This window comes from Streptomyces sp. NBC_00569 (genome assembly GCF_036345255.1).
GTDB lineage: Bacteria > Actinomycetota > Actinomycetes > Streptomycetales > Streptomycetaceae > Streptomyces.
This window is the reverse complement of sequence record NZ_CP107783.1, coordinates 6,745,790-6,767,258: the sequence shown is the minus strand read 5'-3', so window position 1 is coordinate 6,767,258 and position 21,469 is coordinate 6,745,790. Positions and strand designations below refer to the sequence as shown.

22 protein-coding genes are annotated in these 21,469 nt (G+C 71.2%); 14 read left to right on the top strand and 8 right to left on the bottom strand.

Annotated features, from left to right (window positions below):
• The first annotated feature begins 141 nt into the window (after window positions 1-141).
• From OHO83_RS30385 to OHO83_RS30370, 4 genes are all read left to right on the top strand, one after another.
• On the top strand, window positions 142-1,506 hold the full coding sequence (locus OHO83_RS30385; RefSeq protein ID WP_329435395.1) for a sensor histidine kinase: 1,365 nt from the start codon (window positions 142-144) through the stop codon (window positions 1,504-1,506).
• Between the two features lie 16 nt (window positions 1,507-1,522).
• Window positions 1,523-2,200, top strand: a complete 678-nt coding sequence (locus OHO83_RS30380) for a response regulator (RefSeq protein WP_266670190.1) — start codon at window positions 1,523-1,525, stop codon at window positions 2,198-2,200.
• 186 nt (window positions 2,201-2,386) lie between these two features.
• A complete protein-coding gene (locus OHO83_RS30375; protein ID WP_266670192.1) occupies window positions 2,387-3,517 on the top strand; it encodes an alpha/beta hydrolase in 1,131 nt (376 codons plus the stop codon).
• The gene (locus OHO83_RS30370; protein WP_266670194.1) at window positions 3,514-4,731 is read left to right on the top strand and encodes an acyltransferase family protein; all 1,218 of its coding nucleotides are present in this window, start codon (window positions 3,514-3,516) and stop codon (window positions 4,729-4,731) included. Before OHO83_RS30375 ends, OHO83_RS30370 begins: the two co-directional genes overlap by 4 nt.
• A 69-nt stretch (window positions 4,732-4,800) precedes the next feature.
• Here the strand turns inward: OHO83_RS30370 and OHO83_RS30365 are convergent, their stop codons facing one another.
• Window positions 4,801-5,847 (bottom strand): aldo/keto reductase, encoded by a 1,047-nt coding sequence (locus tag OHO83_RS30365; RefSeq protein WP_330280019.1) that lies wholly within the window; start codon window positions 5,845-5,847, stop codon window positions 4,801-4,803.
• A gap of 5 nt (window positions 5,848-5,852) precedes the next feature.
• Entirely contained in the window at window positions 5,853-6,314 is a 462-nt protein-coding gene (locus OHO83_RS30360; RefSeq protein ID WP_266670198.1) for a MerR family transcriptional regulator, read from the bottom strand.
• Between the two features lie 154 nt (window positions 6,315-6,468).
• Between OHO83_RS30360 and OHO83_RS30355 the strand changes: the two genes are divergently transcribed.
• Window positions 6,469-7,278: a serine hydrolase domain-containing protein gene (locus tag OHO83_RS30355; protein WP_330280018.1), complete on the top strand. Its 810-nt coding sequence runs from the start codon at window positions 6,469-6,471 to the stop codon at window positions 7,276-7,278.
• A gap of 51 nt (window positions 7,279-7,329) precedes the next feature.
• On the opposite strand, the gene OHO83_RS30350 is transcribed toward OHO83_RS30355, so the two are convergent.
• A complete protein-coding gene (locus tag OHO83_RS30350; RefSeq protein ID WP_329437905.1) occupies window positions 7,330-7,986 on the bottom strand; it encodes a pirin family protein in 657 nt (218 codons plus the stop codon).
• A 97-nt stretch (window positions 7,987-8,083) separates the two neighbouring features.
• Between OHO83_RS30350 and OHO83_RS30345 the strand changes: the two genes are divergently transcribed.
• The 5 genes from OHO83_RS30345 (at window position 8,084) to OHO83_RS30325 (ending at window position 13,049) form a co-directional block, all read left to right on the top strand.
• Window positions 8,084-9,298 carry a PucR family transcriptional regulator gene (locus tag OHO83_RS30345; protein ID WP_266670200.1) on the top strand — a complete coding sequence of 405 codons (1,215 nt, stop codon included), beginning with the start codon at window positions 8,084-8,086 and terminating at the stop codon, window positions 9,296-9,298.
• Window positions 9,299-9,387: 89 nt separating this feature from the next.
• Window positions 9,388-10,326 carry an ACP S-malonyltransferase gene (locus OHO83_RS30340; protein WP_227300322.1) on the top strand — a complete coding sequence of 313 codons (939 nt, stop codon included), beginning with the start codon at window positions 9,388-9,390 and terminating at the stop codon, window positions 10,324-10,326.
• Between the two features lie 17 nt (window positions 10,327-10,343).
• Window positions 10,344-11,375: a ketoacyl-ACP synthase III gene (locus OHO83_RS30335; protein WP_266670203.1), complete on the top strand. Its 1,032-nt coding sequence runs from the start codon at window positions 10,344-10,346 to the stop codon at window positions 11,373-11,375.
• 70 nt (window positions 11,376-11,445) lie between these two features.
• Complete coding sequence (locus OHO83_RS30330) at window positions 11,446-11,694, top strand: acyl carrier protein (RefSeq protein WP_100591921.1); 249 nt, start codon at window positions 11,446-11,448, stop codon at window positions 11,692-11,694.
• Between the two features lie 83 nt (window positions 11,695-11,777).
• A complete protein-coding gene (locus OHO83_RS30325; protein WP_116502272.1) occupies window positions 11,778-13,049 on the top strand; it encodes a beta-ketoacyl-[acyl-carrier-protein] synthase family protein in 1,272 nt (423 codons plus the stop codon).
• A gap of 89 nt (window positions 13,050-13,138) precedes the next feature.
• Here the strand turns inward: OHO83_RS30325 and OHO83_RS30320 are convergent, their stop codons facing one another.
• Complete coding sequence (locus OHO83_RS30320; RefSeq protein WP_266670204.1) at window positions 13,139-13,633, bottom strand: DUF3145 domain-containing protein; 495 nt, start codon at window positions 13,631-13,633, stop codon at window positions 13,139-13,141.
• A gap of 378 nt (window positions 13,634-14,011) precedes the next feature.
• On the opposite strand from OHO83_RS30320, the gene OHO83_RS30315 reads away from it, so the two are divergent.
• The 3 genes from OHO83_RS30315 (at window position 14,012) to OHO83_RS30305 (ending at window position 16,315) form a co-directional block, all read left to right on the top strand.
• A complete protein-coding gene (locus OHO83_RS30315) occupies window positions 14,012-14,932 on the top strand; it encodes an SGNH/GDSL hydrolase family protein (protein WP_266670205.1) in 921 nt (306 codons plus the stop codon).
• Between the two features lie 31 nt (window positions 14,933-14,963).
• Window positions 14,964-15,956, top strand: coding sequence for an aldose epimerase family protein (locus OHO83_RS30310; protein WP_330280017.1), 993 nt, complete (start codon window positions 14,964-14,966; stop codon window positions 15,954-15,956).
• Window positions 15,957-16,117: 161 nt separating this feature from the next.
• A complete protein-coding gene (locus OHO83_RS30305; protein ID WP_330280016.1) occupies window positions 16,118-16,315 on the top strand; it encodes a hypothetical protein in 198 nt (65 codons plus the stop codon).
• Here the strand turns inward: OHO83_RS30305 and OHO83_RS30300 are convergent.
• Window positions 16,305-18,743: a glycoside hydrolase family 3 protein gene (locus OHO83_RS30300; RefSeq protein ID WP_330280015.1), complete on the bottom strand. Its 2,439-nt coding sequence runs from the start codon at window positions 18,741-18,743 to the stop codon at window positions 16,305-16,307. The genes OHO83_RS30305 and OHO83_RS30300 overlap by 11 nt on opposite strands.
• Before the next feature lie 94 nt (window positions 18,744-18,837).
• Between OHO83_RS30300 and OHO83_RS30295 the strand changes: the two genes are divergently transcribed.
• Window positions 18,838-19,446, top strand: a complete 609-nt coding sequence (locus tag OHO83_RS30295) for a TetR/AcrR family transcriptional regulator (protein ID WP_330280014.1) — start codon at window positions 18,838-18,840, stop codon at window positions 19,444-19,446.
• Window positions 19,447-19,465: 19 nt separating this feature from the next.
• Here OHO83_RS30295 and OHO83_RS30290 read toward each other — a convergent pair whose 3' ends face one another.
• The 3 genes from OHO83_RS30290 to OHO83_RS30280 are packed head-to-tail and all read right to left on the bottom strand — an operon-like array spanning window position 19,466 to window position 21,442.
• Complete coding sequence (locus OHO83_RS30290; protein WP_266670210.1) at window positions 19,466-19,795, bottom strand: YrdB family protein; 330 nt, start codon at window positions 19,793-19,795, stop codon at window positions 19,466-19,468.
• A 19-nt stretch (window positions 19,796-19,814) separates the two neighbouring features.
• A complete protein-coding gene (locus OHO83_RS30285; protein WP_266670212.1) occupies window positions 19,815-20,624 on the bottom strand; it encodes an NAD(P)-dependent oxidoreductase in 810 nt (269 codons plus the stop codon).
• A gap of 35 nt (window positions 20,625-20,659) precedes the next feature.
• A complete protein-coding gene (locus OHO83_RS30280) occupies window positions 20,660-21,442 on the bottom strand; it encodes an EI24 domain-containing protein (protein WP_330280013.1) in 783 nt (260 codons plus the stop codon).
• Between the last annotated feature and the right edge of the window lie 27 nt (window positions 21,443-21,469).

Below are 21,469 nucleotides of genomic sequence, written 5' to 3'. Positions count from 1 at the left end.
CCCGGGTGTGGCCGGTCGCAGGTGGCCTCGACGAGGTCGGTGCTCCGTCGACGGCCCCTCATGTCATACCTGGGTACGGGGTCGGGTGAGCTCCTCGGTATGACGGCGCCGCGGGTGGTTGTTGCCTACGCTGAGCAGGCCATGAGCACCACATCGACTGCACCCGACCAGGAGCCCCGCCCGCCGGACGGCAAGGCCGCACCGCCGGGGGGCCTGCGCCGCGTGTTCGCCACCGTCCTCGGCGGGCTGCGGGCGGCCGGGGCATCGCTCGCCGCTCCCACGGGACCGGCCGAGCCTCTGCTCGGCCGGTCGTCAAGGCGTTGGGTGCGGCTGGTCCCTTATGTGATCGCGTTGGGATTCGTCGCCACACTGATCCCGGTCACCACTCAGGTCCTGTCGAACGACTACGGGGTCCCCGGTGGTCTCGCCGGCGCCCTGGCGGTCGCACAGGCTGCTCCCCTCATGCTCGCCGTCAGTCGGCCGCTGCTCGCGTGGGGCATCGTGATCGCCGCGGACATCGTCGGAGCGATCGTCATCCAGGGTTCGGCCTCCCATCACGCCGCGCCCTGGACCCCCATGGTCATCGTGGGATATCTGGCCCTGTGCTTCGCCCTGTCCCTGCGGGAGGGCAGACGCACGGTCCTGGGGGTCTGGCTGGTCACGGTGCTGTCCGGACTCGTCCTCGACATGTTCCGCCCCTCGGACAGCCAGGCCACGAGCGTGCTGATGATCGTGCTGAGCGGCGGGGTGCTGCTGTTCGGGGCGTTGCTGCGCGAGCGCGGGGAAGCGCAGCGCAGGCTCGTCGAGCAGGAGACGATCAATGAGGCCGAGCGTTCCCGGCGCACCCTTCTTGAGGAACGTGCTCGTATTGCACGGGAGTTGCACGACGTCGTGGCTCATCACATGTCGGTGATCACGGTGCAGGCGGACTCCGCTCCGTACCGGCTCCAGGGCCTGACGCCCGAGGCGTGCGAGGAGTTCGGCTCGATAGCGGCGGGAGCCAGGGAGTCACTCGGTGAGATGCGGCGGCTCCTCGCGGTGCTGCGCAGCGAGGACGCGTCGGGTGGTGAACGTGCGCCCCAGCCGGGCCTCGGCCGACTTCAGCAACTGGTGGAGGCCACGGTGCGGGGCGGTGTCCCGGCGGAGTTGTCGATGCCTGAGCTGACCCTGGTCGGGGAGCTGACCGATGTACCGCCCGCGGTGGACCTGTCGGCATACCGCATCGTGCAGGAGGCCCTGGCCAATGTCGTGCGGCACGCTCCGGGTGCCCGCACGCAGATCTCCGTCTCCAAAGACGAGGACGCCCTGCTGGTGATCGTGGTCAACGGCCCGGCGGGCGAGCACGCGTCGCCCGTGGAGACGACCGGCACGGGACACGGTCTCGTAGGGATGCACGAGCGCGTACGGTTGGTCGGCGGCACGCTCGACGTGGGCCCGCTGCCCGGGGGAGGCTTCCGCGTCGCGGCCCGGCTCCCGCTGACCGAGTCCGACTCCCCCTCGTCGTAAAGGAATTCGGCACCGCATGACCATCCGCGTGATCATCGTCGACGACCAGGCCATGGTGCGAGCGGGGTTCGCCGCGCTGCTGGCCGCGCAGAGCGACATCGACGTCGTGGGCGAGGCTCCGGACGGCAAGCAGGGTGTCGAGATCAGCCGGACCACACATCCCGATGTCGTCCTCATGGACGTGCGGATGCCCGAGATGGACGGGATCGCCGCGACCCGCGCGCTCCTCGACCCTCCACCGGGCGTGATCCACCGCCCCAAGGTCCTGATGCTCACCACGTTCGACGTGGACGACTATGTGTACGAGGCACTGCGCGCGGGCGCTTCGGGATTCCTCCTCAAGGACGCCCCACCGGCCGATCTCATCGCGGCGGTGCGTGTGGTGGCCGCCGGGGAGGCGCTGCTCGCCCCGACGGTCACGCGTCGGCTCATCGAGGACATCGCGAGGCAGCGCCCCTCCGGCCGCAGGGACCGCTCGCCGGAGCTGAACTGTCTGACGCCACGCGAGACCGAGGTCCTCGAACTCATCGCCCGGGGCCTGTCCAATCAGGAGATCGCGGAGAAGCTGGTGCTCGCGGAGCAGACCGTGAAGACCCATATCGGCCGCGTGCTGGCGAAGTTGGGGCTGCGAGACCGGGCGCAAGCCGTGATTTTCGCCTACGAGACCGGCCTCGTCACGCCCGGCGACCAATAGGCCCGGGCTCCGGTATCACCCGCCGCGCCCAGGTCAGCGCGGGTCTTCGCGGCGCACCCCCTACCTGAGTAGCACCTCCGAATACCCGGGTATCACCCGAGAGTTGGCTCCCCGGTGTGACGTGGAGCCGGGCGTCGTCTCCTTACCTTCCCCTCGTCACGCCACCGGACGGAGGGGAGACGGGCGATGCGCCTGCGCTCATGGAAACAACGCGGCCGTAGGACTCTGGTCGCCGCCGCGCTCACGACGACTGTCGTGGCGGGCACGACGGGCTGGGCCGTCGGCAGCGAGCAGAGCCCCCTCACCGGGCCGCCGCCCGGCGCGGCATCGTGGCGTGCGGACCATGCGCTCGGTGGCGGGCTGCCCGATCCGGGGACCGCGAAGCCGGTCCGGGTGACAGCGTTCTTCCGCGGGTTGGACGCCGCCGAGCGACAGCAGCTGGTCGAGCGGCATCCGACGGTGGTCGGCAATCTGGACGGCGCTCCGGCGGACCTTCGCTACGAGGCCAACACCCGTGCGCTGAAAGCCGAGCGCGACCGAGTCCGGGTGCGTGCGCGCGACGCGTCGCTCACGTCCCAGGACCGTGCGCAGGCCCGCTTCCTCGTCACGCGATACACCGAACTTCTCGAGCCCGGGCGACAGATACTGGCCTTCGACCCGAGAGGTCGCGGTCAAGTGGCCGAGGTGTTCGGGGACTTGGCGGTCGCCGGCCATGTTTCCGTCGTCGTGCCCGGCTCGGACATCGACCTGAGCTCCTTCGACCGGGCCAAGGATCCGTACGGCACCCCGGCGGGGATGGCCCGCTCGCTGCACGAGGCGTCGGGCGGCCGCACCGCGGTCGTGGCGTGGGTGGGGTACACGACGCCTGTCGGCCTGGGCCCCGACGCCGCCACCGGCCGGCTCGCCGAGGCGGGCGCACCGAGGCTGACCCGCTTCGTCCAGGGCCTGACGGCCTCGGGCGCGCCGCGTCCCGCAGTGTTCTGCCACAGCTACGGATCGGTGGTCTGTGGACTCTCCGCCGCCCGGCTGCCCGCGTCCGACCTCGTGGTGCTCGGCTCCCCGGGTCTGCGCGCGGACACGGTGGCCGATCTGCGCACCAAGGCCCGCGTCTGGGCCGCGCGGGACGACAGCGACTGGATCGGCCGCGTGCCGAACGTCGAGCTGTTCGGGCTGGGCCACGGCACCGACCCCACCGACGCCTCCTTCGGCGCCCGCCGTATTCCGGCCCACCACGCCGAGGGCCACACCGGCTACTTCGCGCCCGGCACGGACTCGCTGCGCGCCTTCACCCGCATCGCCACCGGAGCCACGTCATGAGTATCACGACCCTGCGCAGGACCGCGTCCGCCATCGACGCGAAGACACCGGCCCACCGGGACCGGGCGATCGACGGACTGCGCGCGCTCGCGCTGCTCGCCGTACCCATGGGCCACTGGCTCCTCGGCGGCTTCTCCCTCGACGGCGAGGGCGCGCTGCACAATGCGAGCCCGCTGTCCTCCTTCGGATTCCTCGCCCCGATCAGCTGGGTGCTGCAGATGCTCGGCGTCTTCTTCCTGGTGGGGGGCTACGCATCTGTTCTGTCGTACCGGCGGACACTGGAGGCGGGCGGGTCGACGAGTGCCTGGCTGCGTGGCCGGCTGGCTCGCCTGGGCCGCCCGGTCCTCGGGGTGACGGCGGTATGCGCCGCGCTGATCCCCGCGTTGTACGCGCTCGGGGTGCCGGAGAAGACCCTCCACACAGGATCGACGCTGGTGATACAGCCACTGTGGTTCGTGGGCGTCTACACGGTGATCACCGCGCTCACGCCCTACTGCGTACGCGCCGCCCGCACACTGGGGGCGTGGGCGGCGGCACCGCTGCTCGGGTCCGTAGCCGTGATCGACTTCCTGCGCTACGGACCGTACGCGGACGCCATGCCGTCCTGGCTGAGCCTGCTCAATCTGCTCCCCGGCTGGATGTTCGCCTACCAACTGGGCGTCTGCTGGGGCGAGAAGAGGATCGGCAGGCGTGGCGCGTGGGCGCTGCTGATCGGTGGCGCCGCCCTGTTCGCGACGCTGCTCCTCGCGTTCCACTACCCGGAGTCGATGGTGGGCGTGCCGGGCGAAGCGCGGACGAACTCCCATCCGCCGTCCTTGCTGGTGCTCGCGCTGGCGGCCGCGCAGAGCGGTGCGGCGATGCTCCTGCGGGACCGGATCGGCAGACTGCTGCGGCGGCCCGCGCTGTGGGCGCCGGTCGTCGTCATCAACCTCTCGGCGATGACGATCCTTTGCTGGCATCAGACGGCGCTGCTGACAGCGGCGATACCCGGTTCCTTCGCCGGCACGATACCGGGGCTGACGACGAGTCCGGACTCGCTGGGCTGGATTGCGGCGAGGATCGCGTGGCTTCCGGTCCTCGCGGCGCTGCTCGTGCTGATCGGCAGGTACACGCGGGGCTTCGAGGCTCCTTGGAAGGGGGCCACGCATGTGCGGCGGGCGATGGCCGGGCTGCTCGCAGCGGGGTTCGCCGTGTTCGCCCTGGGGCTCGCGTGAGGTGCCGGCCGGTCGCCGCCGGGGCAGGAGATGCCCCCGGCGACGGACCAGGCAGATGACCTCGGGGTGTTACTCGCGCCCCGCCGAGGTGAAGGTCATGTCGGCGTAGCGGTTGCCCGCAACCTGGGAGGCGATGGGGGCGACCAGGGCGAGTTCCTCGTCGGTGAGGGTGATGCGGGTGGCCGCGGCGTTCTCCTCGATGCGGCTGCGCTTGCGGGTGCCGGGGATCGGGACGACGGGGAGCCCGAAAGCCTGCGACTGCTGCTGCACCCAGGCCAGGGCGATCTGGCCGAGGGAGGCACCATGGGCCTCGGCGACCTGGCGCACCGGCTCGAGCAGAGCCGCGTTGGCGGCGGCGTTGTCGCCGGTGAAGCGGGGCTGCTGGCGGCGGAAGTCGTCGGGATCGAGCTCCTTGTCGGCGCTGACGAAGGAGCCGGTGAGGAAGCCGCGCCCGAGCGGCGAGTACGGCACGAGGGCCACGCCGAGTTCGGCGGCGGTCGGCACGACCTCCTTCTCGATGTCGCGGCTGAACAGCGACCACTCGGACTGGAGGGCGGCGATCGGGTGGACTGCCTGGGCGGCGCGCAGTTCTCCGCCGGTGACCTCGCTGAGGCCGAGATGCTTGACCTTGCCGGCGGCGACGAGTTCGGCCATCACGCCGACGGTCTCCTCGATCGGCACGGTCACGTCGCGGCGGTGCATGTAGTAGAGGTCGATGGTGTCGACGCCGAGACGCTGGAGGCTGGCGTCGATGCAGGCGCGGATGTACGCGGGATCGTTGTTGATGATGCGCTTCGTGGGGTCGCTCGGGTCCACGCCCAGGGCGAACTTGGTGGCCAGCACCACCTCGTCACGGTGCGCCTTGAGGAAGGGAGCAAGGAACTTCTCGTTCTCGCCGGCGGCGTAGGCGTCGGCGGTGTCGTACAAGGTGACGCCGAGTTCCAGGCCCCGCTCCAGGGTGGCCCGCGCCTCGTCGGCGTCCGTCGGACCGTAGGCCCAGCTCATGCCCATGCAGCCGAGGCCCTGCGCGCCCACCAAGGGCCCGTTGTTTCCCAACTCCACAGTGGAAATCCGCTGCGGCTCCCCCGTGTGCTGCGTCTGCTCCGTGCTGCTCATGCGGTTCAGGCCCTCTCCGACGCCCGCCGGGCGCCCGCATAGAAGTCGATCTTCAAATCGAGTACGGACAAGGTGTCCTGGAGTTCGGCGATCCGGGACAGCACGTCCCTGCGCGTCGATTCGAGAAGCTCGCGGCGTTCCTCGAACGTGTCCTCGCCGACCCGCACGAGTTCGGCGTAGCGCACCATGTGTGCCACCGGCATCCCAGTCAGCCGCAGCTTGCCGACGAAGGCGAGCCAGTCGAGATCGCGGTTGCTGTAGCGGCGCTGGCCCGTGTGCGAGCGGTCGATGTGGGGCATGAGCCCGATCCGCTCGTACCAGCGCAGTGTGTGGGCGGTCAGTCCAGTGAAGGCCACGACCTCGCTGATCGTGTAGTGGTCCTGGCCGTCCGGGCGCGGGTGAGCGGTGGGGCCCGATGCGCAGACATCGGCCTTGCCGGGTGCGGGGGTGGTCTCCATCACCGTCATGCCCCCACGCTAGAACGTTGAAGTGCACTCCAAGCAAGCACATCGGGGAGGAATTCCGGACGGCGTCCACGGATGTGATTCCGCCCGGGCGACGGTTCGGCCCGGCCCGTGGGCGTAGGCGGGTGTTCTCGCGGGGCCCGTTAGGCTCGTGGCCATGCAGAGCCTTGCGATGATCGAGAACTGGCCGGTACCGACCGCCGCCGCAGCCGTCGTCCGCGCGGACGGCACAGTCCTCGGGGCGCACGGCCCGACGGCCCATCGTTTCCCGCTGGCCTCGGTCACCAAGCCGCTCGCCGCCTACGCGGCCCTCGTCGCCTACGAAGAGGGCGCGATCGAGTTCGACGACCCGGCCGGACCGGAGGGTTCCACGGTGCGTCACCTCCTCGCGCACACCTCCGGTCTCGCTTTCGACGAGCACCGGGCGACATCGGCGCCCGGCACACGACGGCTGTACTCGAATGCGGGGTTCGAGGTGCTCGGGGACCACATCGCGAAGGCGACGGAGATCCCGTTCGCGGAGTATCTCCACCAAGCGGTTCTCGAGCCCCTGGGGATGAGCTCGACCACCCTCGAGGGCTCGCCCGCCAAGGACGGGGTGTCGACGGTGGACGACCTGGCACGGTTCGCAGCCGAGGTGCAGGCTCCCCGGCTGCTCGATCCGCGTACCGTCGCCGAGACGATGACCGTGCAGTACCCGGGCCTCAAGGGCGTACTGCCGGGGTACGGGCACCAGAATCCGAACGACTGGGGCCTCGGGTTCGAGATCAGGGACTCCAAGTCGCCGCACTGGACGGGCAGTTCGTCGTCGCCGCGGACGTTCGGGCACTTCGGGCAGTCGGGCACGTTCCTGTGGGTCGACCCCGACGCGGGTGTCGCGTGTGTGGCGCTGACCGATCGGGCCTTCGGACCATGGGCGGCCGAGGTCTGGCCCCCCTTCACGGACGCGGTGCTCGCCGAGGTGTGAGGGCGTGATGGATGCCACCTGAGGGGCGCGCGGCCGTTCGCAAGGGAGACCTCAGCGGGCGGCCATCTCCCACAGCAGCAGTTCCGCCGGTCCTGACGCCACGGCCTCGAGACCGGATTCCCCGGCGATCCTGACCGAGTCGCCCGGCCCCAACTCCTCGCCACCGAGCACCACTTCACCGTGGACGACATGGACGTACACCTGGGCCGCGTCCGGGACGGCTGCTCGCTCTCCCGGTCCGAGGCGGCGCACATGCAGCAGGGAGCCGGCCTCGGGCACGTCGTAGGGGGTGGAGTCGGCGATGCCGTGCACGACCTCGTAGACCGGGTCGCCGCCCGGCTCCAGAGGAGCGAGCCACATCTGGACGAAGACCAGCGGGTCGGGGCCGTCGTTGCGCTCGACATGGCGCACTCCGCCGCCCGCGCTGAGGCGCTGCACATCGCCGGGTGCGACCACGGACTCGTGTCCCGTCGAATCGCGGTGGGTGAGCCGGCCCGAGACGACCCAGGTGACGATCTCGGTGTGGCTGTGCGGGTGCTCGTCGAAGCCGGCGCCCGGCGCGAGGCGCTCCTCGTTGCAGGCCAGGATCGATCCGAAGCGCAGATTGTCGGGGTCGTAGTGGGGCCCGAAGGAGAAGGCGTGGAACGACTCGATTCCGGCGTCCGGCTCGCCGCCGGGGTACCGGTCGCCGGAGCGACGTACATCCATCACGCCGTACACGGTAGACCCCCGGACGGGGACGTCCGCGCGGCCACCTTGCACCCTCCACGCCGCTGAGCCGTCCCGATAAGGCAGTCTTGTCCCCGTGCCCGAACCCTCAGCGAACGAAGCCCCGGACCATCGCGACCACCGTGCGAACCCCCACCCGCACTCCGCGACCCTGAAGCGCCTGGAGAAGTCGTCCGGGAGCCTCGCCGCGCAGGCCATCACGCGCATGGACGAGACGCTGCCGTGGTACCGGGCGATGCCACCGGAGAACCGCTCCTGGATCGGGCTGGTCGCTCAGGCCGGTATCGCGGCCTTCACCGAGTGGTTCCGGCACCCGGACGCCCCGCAGGCGATCTCGACCGACGTGTTCGGCACCGCTCCGCGCGAGCTGACCCGGGCCATCACACTGCGCCAGACCGTGGAGATGGTCCGCACGACCATCGAGGTCATGGAATCCGCGATCGACGAGGTGGCGGCGCCCGGCGACGAGTCGATCCTGCGTGAGGCGCTGCTCGTCTACGCACGGGAGATCGCATTCGCGACCGCCCAGGTCTACGCGCAGGCGGCTGAGGCGCGGGGCGCGTGGGACGCCCGCCTGGAGTCCCTGGTGGTCAACGCGGTTCTCTCCGGCGAGGCCGACGAGGGTGCCGTCAGCAGGGCCGCGGCGCTCGGGTGGAACTCGCCGGAGCACGTGTGTGTGGTGCTCGGCACCGCTCCCGAAGGGGACAGCGAGCTGACGGTCGAGGCGATCCGGCGGGCCGCCCGGCACGCCAAGCTCCAGGTCCTGACCGGGGTGCTCGGGGACCGTCTCGTCGTCATCGCGGGTGGCAACAACAATCCGCTCCAGGTCGCGAAGTCGCTGATCGGCCCGTATGCGGCGGGTCCTGTGGTGGCCGGTCCCGTGGTGCCTGACCTGCTCGCCGCCACCAGGTCGGCGCAGGCCGCGGCCGCGGGACTCAAGGCGTGCGGGGCGTGGCAGGACGCTCCGCGCCCCGTTCTGGCGGATGATCTCCTTCCGGAGCGGGCGATCGCGAGCGACCCTGCCGCGCGCGAGCAGTTGGTGGAGGAGATCTACAGACCGCTCGAGGAGGCCGGCTCGGCTCTTCTGGAGACGCTCAGCGTCTATCTGGAACAGGCGAGCAGCCTTGAGGGAGCGGCCCGGATGCTCTTCGTCCACCCGAACACCGTCCGCTACCGGCTTCGACGTGTGACGGACGTCACCGGCTGGTCACCCTCCGATGTCAGGTCGGCGTTCACGCTGAGGATCGCGCTGATCCTGGGGCGCCTCGCTGACGCAGATCCTCAGTCGTAGCCTTTTGTCGGGGGCCTACAATTCCCCCTTCGGTTCTTCGTCCCTGTCCCCACGGGCGGCCGTGGCCGTCCACAAGAGAGAGTGTGAGAGTGCTCGTACTCGTCGCTCCCGGCCAAGGCGCTCAGACGCCCGGCTTCCTGACTCCCTGGCTCGACCTCCCCGGTGCCGCAGACCGCGTCGCCGCGTGGTCGGACGCCATCGGGCTCGACCTTGCCCACTACGGCACGCAGGCCGACGCGGACGCGATCCGTGACACGGCCGTCGCTCAGCCTCTGCTCGTCGCGGCCGGACTCCTGTCGGCCGCCGCACTCGGCGACATCGCTCCTGACGCCGTCGCGGGCCACAGCGTCGGCGAGATCACCGCGGCGGCCTTCGCCGGGGTTCTCGACGACACCGCCGCCCTCCAGCTCGTGCGCAAGCGCGGCCTGGCCATGGCCGATGCGGCCGCCGTGACCAAGACCGGTATGTCCGCCCTGCTCGGCGGCGACCCGGAGGTCACCGTCGCGCACCTGGAAAAGCTGGGTCTGACCCCGGCGAACGTGAACGGCGCCGGCCAGATCGTGGCCGCGGGCACCCTTGAGGAGCTCGCCGCGCTCGAGGCCGACAAGCCCGAGGGCGTACGCCGGGTCGTGCCGCTGACGGTGGCCGGCGCGTTCCACACCCGCCACATGGCTCCCGCGGTGGCGAAGCTGGAAGAGGCCGCCCAGGCCCTGACGCCCGCCGACCCCACGGTCGCGTACGTGTCGAACAAGGACGGCCGGACGGTCGCCACCGGTGCCGAGGTCGTCTCGCGCCTGGTCGGCCAGGTGGCCAACCCGGTCCGCTGGGACCTGTGCATGGAGACCTTCAAGGAGCTCGGCGTGACCGCGCTCGTCGAGGTGTGCCCGGGCGGCACCCTCACCGGTCTCGCCAAGCGCGCCCTGCCGGGTGTGAAGACCCTCGCCCTCAAGACCCCCGACGACCTCGACGCAGCCCGCGCCCTGATCGCCGAGCACTCCTCCGCCGCGGCGGACACGCAGACGGCCTGACAAGGAGCCCCGAGAGCATGTCGAAGATCAAGCCCAGTCAGGGCGCCCCGTACGCGCGCATCATGGGCGTCGGCGGTTACCGGCCGACGCGGGTCGTGCCGAACGAGGTGATCCTCGAGAAGATCGACTCGTCCGACGAGTGGATTCGCTCCCGTTCGGGCATCGCGACGCGCCACTGGGCCTCCGACTCGGAGACCGTGGCCGCGATGTCGATCGAGGCTTCCGGCAAGGCCATCGCGGACGCCGGGATCAGCGCGGAGCAGATCGGCGCCGTGGTCGTGTCGACCGTGTCGCACTTCAAGCAGACCCCGGCCATCGCCACCGAGATCGCGGACAAGCTCGGCACCGGCAAGGCGGCCGCGTTCGACATCTCCGCCGGGTGCGCGGGCTTCGGCTACGGCCTGACCCTCGCCAAGGGCATGGTCGTCGAGGGCAGCGCCGAGTACGTACTGGTGATCGGCGTGGAGCGGCTGAGCGACCTGACCGACCTGGAGGACCGCGCGACGGCCTTCCTGTTCGGTGACGGCGCCGGCGCCGTCGTCGTGGGCCCCTCGCCGGAGCCGCACATCGGCCCCACCGTCTGGGGTTCCGAGGGCGACAAGTCCGAGACGATCAAGCAGACCGTGCCGTGGGACGAGTTCCGCGTCGGTGATGTGTCGAAGCTGCCGCTCGACAGCAAGGGCGAGATCAAGTTCCCTGCGATCACGCAGGAGGGCCAGGCGGTGTTCCGCTGGGCCGTGTTCGAGATGGCGAAGGTCGCCCAGCAGGCGCTGGACGCGGCCGGGATCAGCGCGGACGACCTGGACGTCTTCATTCCGCACCAGGCAAACATGCGGATCATCGACTCGATGGTGAAGACTCTGAAACTGCCGGAGCATGTCACGGTCGCCCGTGACATCGAGACCACCGGCAACACCTCGGCCGCCTCGATTCCGCTCGCGATGGAGCGGCTTCTGGCGACCGGGAAGGCGAAGAGCGGCGACACCGCCCTCGTCATCGGCTTCGGGGCGGGTCTCGTCTACGCCGCCACGGTCGTTACCCTCCCCTAGGCAGACCGTCCGGATCACTCCGGGCGGAAACGCCGCCACACCCTCTGGATACATAAGAAGGAGCGCCAACATGGCCGCCACTCAGGAAGAGATCGTCGCCGGTCTCGCGGAGATCGTGAACGAGATCGCCGGCATCCCGGTCGAGGACGTCCAGCTGGACAAGTCCTTCACCGACGACCTGGACGTCGACTCGCTGTCCATGGTCGAGGTCGTCGTCGCCGCCGAAGAGCGCTTCGACGTCAAGATCCCGGACGACGACGTCAAGAACCTCAAGACCGTCGGTGACGCCACCGACTACATCGTCAAGCACCAGGCCTGATCAACAGCTCGCCTAGTGCTGCCGCTCCGCCACCCGGCGGTGGCGCCGCTGAATCCCTCGCATCCGTTGGAGAAAGAATTCCTGTGAGCCCGACCAATCGCACCGTGGTCGTCACCGGTATCGGCGCAACCACACCGCTGGGTGGCGACGCGACGTCCACCTGGGAGGGTCTGGTCGCCGGTCGTTCCGGTGTCCGTCCCCTCGAACAGGAGTGGGCCGCCGACCAGGCGGTCCGCATCGCGGCGCAGATCGCCGTGGAACCGAGCGAGATCATCCCGCGCCCGCAGGCCCGTCGCCTGGACCGCTCGGCGCAGTTCGCGCTGATCGCGGCCAAGGAGGCCTGGGCCGACGCCGGTTACACCGACAAGGCCGGTGAGGACCCCGCCGTCGCCCCCGACCGGCTCGGCGCGGTCATCGCCTCCGGCATCGGCGGCGTGACGACGCTCCTCGACCAGTACGACGTGCTGAAGGAGAAGGGCGTACGCCGCGTCTCCCCGCACACCGTCCCGATGCTCATGCCGAACGGCCCCTCGGCCAACGTCGGCCTGGCCGTGAACGCCCGCGCGGGTGTGCACACCCCGGTCTCCGCCTGCGCGTCCGGCGCCGAGGCCATCGGCTACGCGATCGAGATGATCCGCACGGGCCGTGCGGACGTCGTGGTCGCCGGTGGCACCGAGGCCGCCATCCACCCGCTGCCCATCGCCGCCTTCGGCAACATGATGGCGATGTCCAAGAACAACGACGACCCGCAGGGCGCCTCGCGTCCCTACGACGTCGGCCGGGACGGCTTCGTCCTCGGTGAGGGCGCCGGTGTCCTGGTCCTCGAGTCCGCCGAGCACGCCGCCAAGCGCGGCGCCCGCGTCTACGCGGAGGCGGTCGGCCAGGGCATCTCCGCCGACAGCCACGACATCGTCCAGCCCGAGCCGGGTGGCCGCGGCATCTCGCAGGCCCTGCAGAACCTGCTCGACAACACCGACCTGGACCCGGCCGAGATCGTGCACGTGAACGCGCACGCGACCTCGACTCCGGCCGGTGACGTGGCCGAGCTCAAGGCGCTGCGCAAGGTCTTCGGCGACGACACCGACCACATGGCGGTCTCCGCCACCAAGTCGATGACGGGCCACCTCCTCGGCGGCGCCGGCGGTATCGAGTCGGTCGCGTCGGTGCTCGCGCTGTACCACCGGGTGGCTCCGCCGACGATCAACGTCGAGAACCTCGACCCGGAGGCGGAGGCCGCCGCCGACATCGTCCGCGGTGAGGCTCGCAAGCTGCCCGTCGAGGGCCGCATCGCCGCGCTGAACGACTCGTTCGGCTTCGGCGGACACAACGTCGTGCTGGCGTTCCGCTCGGTCTGACCCCCGCGTACACGTAGTGGCCGAAGGGGCCCCCACCATCACGGTGGGGGCCCCTTCGGCCACTACGAGAACCACTACATCCGAACGCCTCACACCACCTGGTGCAGCCACCGCACCGGGGCGCCCTCGCCCGCGTAGCGGAAGGATTCCAGTTCGTCGTCCCAGGGCTTGCCGAGGAGTTTGGCGAGTTCGGCCTCCAGGTCCGTCTCACCGCCCTTGGAGCGGGCGAGCGCGGCGCGCAGCCGGTCCTCGGGGATGAGGATGTCGCCGTGGATGCCGGTGACGGCGTGGAAGATGCCCAGTTCGGGGGTGGCGCTGTAGCGCTCGCCCTCGGCCGTCGCGCAGGGTTCGGCCGTCACCTCGAAGCGCAGGAGCTGCCAGCCGCGCAGCGCGGACGCCAGTTTGGAGGCGGTGCCCGCCTCACCGCGCCAGGAGAACTCGGATCTCCACGTTCCCGGCGCCGCCGGCTGGCGGATCCAGTCGAGGCTGATGCGCGCGCCGAGCACGCCCGCGACTGCCCATTCGACGTGCGGGCACAGCGCGCGCGGTGCGGAGTGCACGTACAGAACTCCACGTGTCGTCACCGGGACCTCCAGTGTGGGACGAGGTTCGCCTTCCCCGGCGGCCTCGCGCCCGTGCCGAGCAGTTTTCCCCAAAGACCAGTTGAACCAGGGGAACCAGGAAAAAAGGGACAGATGTGACGTGATGTAATTTAGCGGAAGCTGCACTGCGGGGTATCACCGGGGCGGCCGACCGCCCTGTCTCTGCCGTGACAACAGTGGCCGGGGCGCCACGGGGCGAGGCTACCGTGTGGCGGCGCAAGGAGTGTGACGTACCGTCGGTCCCGGTGCCCTCAAACGCCGACGTTTCACCCGCGGGGACTCAACCGCGGCGAGGTGCACGGCGTCACGTTCGACGACAGAGGCGCCGGCAGCGGCCAGAAGCGGTGAGAGGACAACGGGATGCGGATCCGAAGCCACCGGTCAGCTGCCGTCCAGGCCGCCGTCGCCGGTGTGACGGCGGTTCTGCTCGGTGCCGCGGGCCTCGCCGCGTGCGACGCGATCGGCGGTAACTCCCCGGGGCCGAGGGGCAGTACGGCCGGTACGAAGCCGTCCCCGAAGCCCACCCCCGCGTGGGACACGAGCCCGCGCTCCATTGCCGCCGTGGGCGACTCCATCACGCGGGGCTTCGACGCCTGCTCGGTCCTCACGGACTGCCCGGAGGTGTCGTGGGCGACCGGTTCCGATGCCGGAGTGCGCAGTCTCGCGGTCCGGCTCCTCGGAAAGGACCGAGCGGCCACGCACAGTTGGAACTACGCGCGCACAGGCGCCCGGATGGCTGACCTTCCCGCGCAGATGGAGCAGGCGGCCGCGGTGTCGCCGGGCCTGGTGACGGTGATGGCGGGGGCCAACGACGCGTGCCGGCCGACACCCGCCTCGATGACCCCGGTCGACGCGTTCCGCGCCGACTTCGAGGACGCGATGCGCACGCTGCGGCGCGAGGTGCCCAAGGCACAGGTGTATGTGTCGAGCGTGCCGGACCTCAAGCGCCTGTGGTCGGCGGGCCGGACGAACCCGCTGGGCAAGCAGGTGTGGAAGCTCGGCATCTGCTCGTCGATGCTGGCCGACCCGGACGACCTCGCCGCGGCGGCGACACGGCGCCGGGCGTCGGTGCAGGACCGGGTGGTGGCGTACAACGAGGTGCTCCAGGAGGTGTGCGCGAAGGACCGGCGGTGCCGGTACGACGGCGGGGCGGTCTTCGACTACAGGTTCGACGGGCGGCAGCTGAGTCACTGGGACTGGTTCCACCCCAGCAAGGACGGCCAGTCCCGGCTCGCGGCGATGGCGTACCGCCGGGTGACGGCGAAGGAGCCGATCACCTGAGCCGGGTGCTCCCGGGCGTAGGGTCTCGATCATGCGCAGCGAACTCTTCGGCACGCTCCCCGACGGCATGCCCGTCCACCGCTGGACCCTCGAACGCGACGGGATGCGGGTGCGCATCCTGACGTACGGCGGGATCGTCCAGTCGGCCGAGGTTCCCGACCGGGCCGGTGCCACGGCGGATGTGGCTCTCGGGTTTCCCTCACTGGACGAGTATCTCGCCCATCCGGGCCCTTTCCTCGGCGCGCTGGTCGGCCGGTACGCGAACCGGATCGCGGGCGGCCGCTTCCCGCTCGACGGCCGGATCTACCACCTGGCGCAGAACAACGGGACGAACGCCCTGCACGGCGGCGAGCGCGGCTTCGACAAGCGCGTGTGGGACGCGGACCCGCTGGAGCACGGTGTGCGCCTGCACCGGGTGAGCCCGCACGGCGAGGAGGGCTTCCCGGGGCGCATGGAGGTCTCGGCGACGTACACGCTCGACGAGGGCGGGGCGCTGCGGATCGCGTACGAGGCGGTGGCCGATGCGCCGACCGTCGTGAACCTGACGAACCACTCGTACTGGAATCTGGGCGGCGCGGACTCGGGTGACGCGGCGGGCGGGCACGAGGTGCGGATCGCGGCCTCTCGGTTCACCGCGGCGGACGGGGATCTGATCCCGACCGGGGAGTTCACCGAGGTCGCGGGGACGGCCTTCGACTTCCGGGAGCCGCGGAAGCCGGGGCTCGGCCACGACCGCAACTACGTGCTCGACAAGGGGGTCACCGAGGCGCCGGTGGAGGTCGCCGAGCTGCACGACCCGGCGTCGGGGCGGACGCTGTCCGTCGCGACGACCGAGCCGGGGCTCCAGCTGTACACAGCCGACCACTTCGACGAGACCCTGCCGTTCGCGCCCGGCGCCGGGATCGCCCTGGAGACCCAGCACTTCCCGGACTCCCCCAACCGGCCCCGGTTCCCGTCGACGGAACTGAGGCCGGGTCAGGTGTTCCGTTCGGAGACGGTGTACGGGTTCGGCACCCGCGCCTGAACCGCCGGAGCCGGAGCCGGAGCCGGAAGCGAAACCAACACCGGCAGTGAAAGTGCGCCAGGACTTCCGACGGCCCGCGGAACGCCGGCAAGACGGGGTCGGGATCCGGGGCCGTCAGGGCGGGAGCGCCCGCCCCGCCCACGGCGAGATGGTCGTGTCAGGTGCGCCCGCGCGCCATCGCGTCCCGCGCGCTCACCGCCCGCAGCGTCGGCGGCCGGAACCCGTACCCCCACCAGCCCTGGCACCTGCACCTGCACCAGCACCTGCACCAGCACCAGCACCAGCACCAGCACCAGCACCAGCACCAGCCTCGCCCCACCCTGCCCCGCCCCGCCCCGGCGAGTCCGCTCAGATCTTGATCATCGCGCTCACGCGGCGGTCCGCGACCGAGCGGCCCGCCTCGACCTCGTACGCACCCGGCTGGTGGACCCACGCGCCGGCGTTCTCGTCCCAGATCTCGAAGGCGCGGCGCGCCAGCGGGACGGTGACCTCGACGCTCTCGCCGGGTGCCGCCTCGACGCCCGCGAAGCCGGCCAGCCAGCGGGCCGGACGGGCGGGGTCGGCCTGTTCGGGCGCCAGATAGACCTGGACCACCTCGCGACCGGGCCGCTCTCCGGAGTTGCGCACGCGGACCACGGCCGTCGCGCCCCCGTCCCGTACCTCGATCGCCTCGTACGTCCAGTCGGTGTAGCCGAGGCCGTGGCCGAAGGCGTACGACGGTGTGGCGCCCGACCGCTCCCAGGCGCGGTAGCCGATGAACACGCCCTCGGTGTAGGCCAGCCGGCCGTCGGTGGGGGCGACCTCGGTGACGGGTGCGTCATCGAACGTGCCCCAGGTGGTGGGCAGCCGGCCGCCGGGCTCCTCGGCTCCGGTGAGGACGTCGGCGAGGGCGTCGCCGCCCTCCTGGCCGGGGAACCAGCTCAGGAGCACGGCCGCGACGTCCTCGCGCCACGGGAGTTCCACCGGGGAGCCGGAGTTCACGACCACGACGGTGTTCGGGTTGGCGGCGGCGACGGCGCGCACGAGGTCGTCCTGGCGGCCCGGCAGGCGCAGGTCCTTGCGGTCGAAGCCCTCGGACTCGACGCGTTCGGTGGTGGCCACCACGACGACCGCGGTGTCGGCGGAGCGCGCGGCCTCGACGGCCTCGGCGATCAGCTCGTCGGGGTCGCGCTGCGGCTCGCGGTGGACCAGCGAGAACGCGATGGCCTGGAGCGGGGCGTCCTCGGGCTTGAAGACGACGTAGCGCAGGGACACGTCGACGGGTTCGCCGGAGACGAGGTCGACCTCCCCACGGCCGACGGGGCTGCCGAAGAACGCCGCGAACGGGTCGGCGGCGGAGGCGAGCGGCTGCTCCCCGTCGAAGAGGACCTGTCCGGCGACGGTTAGGGTGAAGCCGCCGATGCCCTGGGTGCCGAAGGTGTGCGGCCCGGAGGCGCGCGGAGTGAAGGTGCCGGTGAACTCGACGGTGTGCAGGGTGTCGTGGGTGACTCCGTCGGGCAGGTCGGCGCCGATCCACTGGATGCGGCCGCCGGGCACGGAGGCGGTGCCGATGAGGTCGCCGGCGGCGTCCAGGCAGCGGGCGCGCAGCTCGAACCCGGCGTCCGCGGCGGCGAGTTCCTCGTTCGGGTCGGCGCCGATCGCGTAGGTGACCGTGCCCTCGGGGAGCGCTGCGGTCAGTCCGTCGAGCGGGGAGACGACGTGGGCGGGGAAGACGGTGGCGGAGCCGCCGCCGAGGACGCGGGCGTCGCGTGCGGCGGCGCCGATGAGGGCGACGCTGCCGCCCGGACGCAGCGGTAGCGCACCGGAGTTGCGTACGAGGACGAAGGCGCGGCGCGCGATCTCGCGGGCGAGTGCCTCGCCGTCGATCTCGGCGGGGGTCTCGGTGACCACGGGCTCGGCGCCTTCGAGGATGCCGACGCGGGCGGCGAGGCGCAGCACGTTGCGCACGGCCTCGTCGACGGTGGACTCCTCGACCTCTCCGGCACGGACGGCGGCGGCGAGCGCGGGCCCGTACACCGTCTCCGGGCCGGGCATGGCCACGTCGAGGCCGCCGTCGATGTCGCCGGTGGTGGAGCGGGCGGCCATCCAGTCGGAGACGTTGAAGCCGTCGAAGCCCCATTCGCCGCGGAGCACCTCGTTCACGAGGTAGCGGTGTTCGGTCATCGTCGTGCCGTTGACCGTGTTGTAGGCGGTCATGATGCCCCACGGGTGCGCGTTCTCGACGATCGCCTCGAAGGGGGCGAGGTAGAGCTCGCGCAGGGCGCGGGCGCTGACCACGTTGTCCACGGTGAAGCGGTCGGTCTCGGCGTCGTTGGCGACGAAGTGCTTGACGGTGGTGCCGACTCCGCCGGACTGCACGCCGCGCACGTAGCCGGTGCCGATCGCGCCGGTCAGGTACGGGTCCTCGCTGTACGCCTCGAAGTGCCGGCCTCCGACGGGCGTGCGGTGCAGGTTGACGGTCGGGGCGAGCAGCACGTGCACGCCCTTGCGCCGGGCCTCCTGAGCGAGCAACCGCCCTGCCCTGCAGGCGAGTTCGGGGTCCCAGGCGGCGGCGAGCGCGGTCGGTGACGGAAGGGCGATCGAGGGGTCGTCCGCGGTCCAGCGGATACCGCGGACGCCGATCGGGCCGTCCGACATCACGAGGGACGCGAGGCCGATGCCGGGCACAGCGGGCAGGGACCACATGTCCTGCCCGGCGAGGAGGCCCGCCTTGGTGTCGAGGTCGAGCTTGCCGAGTGCGGCCTCGACGACCGCCTCTCGTGCCTGGTCCTGCTGGGTGTCCGCCATGACGGCGCCTCCTCGTTGAAGTCCGGCCCTTGCCCGTCATCCTGCACCCGTTACCTGTAGATCGGTAGGTTTCGTTATCTCGCCGTTATGAACGATGTCGTACGGTGACGGCATGGGTACGAGAACCGCCAGGAGCGAGGAACGGCGCGCGGAGATCCTCCGTGCCGCCCTGGAGGTGATCGCCGAGCGCGGGTACCGCGGCGCGACACTGGGGGCGGTGGCCGAGCGCGTCGGGCTCACGCAGCAGGGGCTGCTGCACTACTTCCGCACCAAGGAAGCACTGCTCGTCGCGGTCCTCGAGGAGCGCGACCAGTGGGATGCGGTGCCGGACAGCCGGTGGCGCCTCGACCTGCTCGCCTCGCTGGTCGAGTACAACGCGATGCGTCCCGGCATCGTGCAGACGTTCTCCGCGCTGCTCGGCGAGAGCGTCACGGAGGACCACCCGGCACGGCCCTACTTCACACAGCGGTACGGGAACGTGCGGGAGAGCATGGCCGCGGTGCTGCGCACCGAGTACGGGGAGCGGCTGCCCGGCGGCCTCACACCCGAGCGGGCGGCGCCGCTGCTCGTGGCGGTGATGGACGGGCTGCAGTACCAGTGGCTGCTGGACCCCGAGTCGGTGGACATGGCGGGCGCGTTCCGCGACTTCCTGGCGCTCGTCGAAGGCGACCCGGGTGACAAGGGCGACGCGGACCCCGGGTGAACTCCCTTGTGCGCGGCGGCTACTGCTGCCAGACCACCGCGAGCGTCTTGCTCACCGCGCACACCAGGACGTAGGCGATGGCCCAGCCGACGGCCCCTGCCAGCAGGAGCGCGGCCGCGCCCGCCCCGAACCACACCAGCTCGAAGGCGACCCGGCCCGCGCCCCGCGTCTTGTACGACGCCTTCTGGGACCCGAACAGCGCCCACAGCGTGATCATCACGGCGATGACCCCGAGGCCGAGCAGCCAGGCGAGCGGGGCCGAGACGTCACGGGTGAACCCCCAGCGCCCGACGGCCCCGAGGGCGGCCAGTTCGATCAGGAAGAGCACACCCAGGTTCGCCGTCTTCATGGACGCAGTATGACCCGGCCTACCGCTCGCGGATACGGGTGACGGCTCGCGCGATGTCCTCGTGGGCGAGCGACGGGTCCGCGGCCGCCTCCTTGAAGTGACCCAACACGGCTTCCATCGCGGGGAGTTCGGTGGTCTCGGTGGCCAGGGCGATGTCCTTGACGGCGAGGTCCGAGCCGAAGTGCACGCCCTGGGCGAAGGCGCGGGCGACGGCTCCGCCGAGGGGACCCGCGGCGAGGGCGCCCTTCGCCACGTCCTCGGGCAGGCCGAGCGCGTCCGCGAGCGCCATGGCCTCGGCGACCAGGCCGACGCCGCCGATGACGGCGGTGTTGACGACGAGTTTGAGTGCGGCGCCGGAGCCGGGCGCGCCGGTGCGGGTGACCGTACCGAGGTGGGCGAGTACGCCTTCGATCCGGTCCGCGTCGCCGCCCGCGAGGATGCCGAGCTCGCCCGACTCGGCCTTGTCGGTGCTGCCCATGACCGGGGCGTCGACGAGGGTCACCCCGTCACCGAGGCGCGCCGCCAGCTGTCGTACGGCCTCGGGCCCGATGGTCGACATCTCCGCCCAGCAGGTGCCGGGCCGCAGCTCGGGCACGATGGCGTCGGCGACCTCGGACACGGCGTCCGGGGTGGCGAGCATCGTGATGACCACATCCGCGTCGCGCACGGCGTCGGCGGGGCTGTCGGCGAGCACGGCGCCACGTTCGACGAGTGGTGCGGCTTTCGCCGGGGTGCGGTTCCAGACGGTCAGCGGGTGTCCTGCGTCGAGGAGATGGCGGGCCATGGGCGCGCCCATGTGACCGAGGCCGAGGAAGGCGATCTTTTCCATGCTCCGACGCTAGCCCGTGTCCGCGGCTCCCGGCGTCAGTGCGTGGCCGGTTCCCCGGGCTCGTGTGCCGGTTCCGGGGTCGACTCGCCGAGCAGGTCCCGGGCCATCAGGGTCGCGCCCGCCACCGCTCCCGGCATCAGGAACACCGCGACGACCGGCACCAGGAACGCGACCGCGAGCGGCGTGCCGAAGCCCCAGGCGAGGCCCTTGCGGGAGCGCAACAGGGCGAGCCGCTCGCGGAGTTCGACGCTGCGGCGCTGGAGCGCGACCGCGGCGAGTTCCTCCGTGAGGAAGAAGCCGGTGACGAAGAAGCCGATCACCGGGACGACGGTCTGGCCGACGAACGGGACGAACCCGAGGGCGAAGAGCAGGATGCCCCAGAGCGCGGCGCGCACGAGGACCCGCAGGCTGTCACGGGCGGAGACCCACAGTTCACGCCAGAGCGGGAGGCCCGACTCGGGGGCGTGGCCGCCCTCGGCGAGGTCGACCTTCTCCGACAGGGACTCGTAGAAGGGCTGACCGATCAGGAGGGTGACGGCGGTGAAGGCGATGACGGCCAGCAGCAGGACGAGGGCGAAGAGCACGGCGGTCAGGAAGCCGCGGAACAAGCCGGCCCACGGCGACGTCCAGTCGTCGGCGAAGGGGGTCGCCCAGGTGACGAAGTCGTCGCCCCACAGGGCCAGGCCGATCAGCGCGGCCGCGTACAGGACGAGGGTGATCAGGCCGGGCAGGAGCCCCATGCCGAACTGCTTGCCGTGCTGGGAGACCCAGCGCTGGCCCTTCATCAAGTAGCCGAAGCCCGCACCGAGATCACGCATGGACACCACCCTAGGGGACCGGCCCGC

What these genes read in the sequence shown, in the direction of transcription:
- OHO83_RS30385 (WP_329435395.1), top strand. Translation starts at nt 142, where the DNA reads ATGAGCACCACATCGACTGCACCCGACCAGGAGCCCCGCCCGCCGGAC.
- OHO83_RS30380 (WP_266670190.1), top strand. Translation starts at nt 1,523, where the DNA reads ATGACCATCCGCGTGATCATCGTCGACGACCAGGCCATGGTGCGAGCG.
- OHO83_RS30375 (WP_266670192.1), top strand. Translation starts at nt 2,387, where the DNA reads ATGCGCCTGCGCTCATGGAAACAACGCGGCCGTAGGACTCTGGTCGCC.
- OHO83_RS30370 (WP_266670194.1), top strand. Translation starts at nt 3,514, where the DNA reads ATGAGTATCACGACCCTGCGCAGGACCGCGTCCGCCATCGACGCGAAG.
- OHO83_RS30365 (WP_330280019.1), bottom strand. Translation starts at nt 5,847, where the DNA reads ATGAGCAGCACGGAGCAGACGCAGCACACGGGGGAGCCGCAGCGGATT.
- OHO83_RS30360 (WP_266670198.1), bottom strand. Translation starts at nt 6,314, where the DNA reads ATGACGGTGATGGAGACCACCCCCGCACCCGGCAAGGCCGATGTCTGC.
- OHO83_RS30355 (WP_330280018.1), top strand. Translation starts at nt 6,469, where the DNA reads ATGCAGAGCCTTGCGATGATCGAGAACTGGCCGGTACCGACCGCCGCC.
- OHO83_RS30350 (WP_329437905.1), bottom strand. Translation starts at nt 7,986, where the DNA reads ATGGATGTACGTCGCTCCGGCGACCGGTACCCCGGCGGCGAGCCGGAC.
- OHO83_RS30335 (WP_266670203.1), top strand. Translation starts at nt 10,344, where the DNA reads ATGTCGAAGATCAAGCCCAGTCAGGGCGCCCCGTACGCGCGCATCATG.
- OHO83_RS30330 (WP_100591921.1), top strand. Translation starts at nt 11,446, where the DNA reads ATGGCCGCCACTCAGGAAGAGATCGTCGCCGGTCTCGCGGAGATCGTG.
- OHO83_RS30315 (WP_266670205.1), top strand. Translation starts at nt 14,012, where the DNA reads ATGCGGATCCGAAGCCACCGGTCAGCTGCCGTCCAGGCCGCCGTCGCC.
- OHO83_RS30310 (WP_330280017.1), top strand. Translation starts at nt 14,964, where the DNA reads ATGCGCAGCGAACTCTTCGGCACGCTCCCCGACGGCATGCCCGTCCAC.
- OHO83_RS30300 (WP_330280015.1), bottom strand. Translation starts at nt 18,743, where the DNA reads ATGGCGGACACCCAGCAGGACCAGGCACGAGAGGCGGTCGTCGAGGCC.
- OHO83_RS30295 (WP_330280014.1), top strand. Translation starts at nt 18,838, where the DNA reads ATGTCGTACGGTGACGGCATGGGTACGAGAACCGCCAGGAGCGAGGAA.
- OHO83_RS30290 (WP_266670210.1), bottom strand. Translation starts at nt 19,795, where the DNA reads ATGAAGACGGCGAACCTGGGTGTGCTCTTCCTGATCGAACTGGCCGCC.
- OHO83_RS30285 (WP_266670212.1), bottom strand. Translation starts at nt 20,624, where the DNA reads ATGGAAAAGATCGCCTTCCTCGGCCTCGGTCACATGGGCGCGCCCATG.
- OHO83_RS30280 (WP_330280013.1), bottom strand. Translation starts at nt 21,442, where the DNA reads ATGCGTGATCTCGGTGCGGGCTTCGGCTACTTGATGAAGGGCCAGCGC.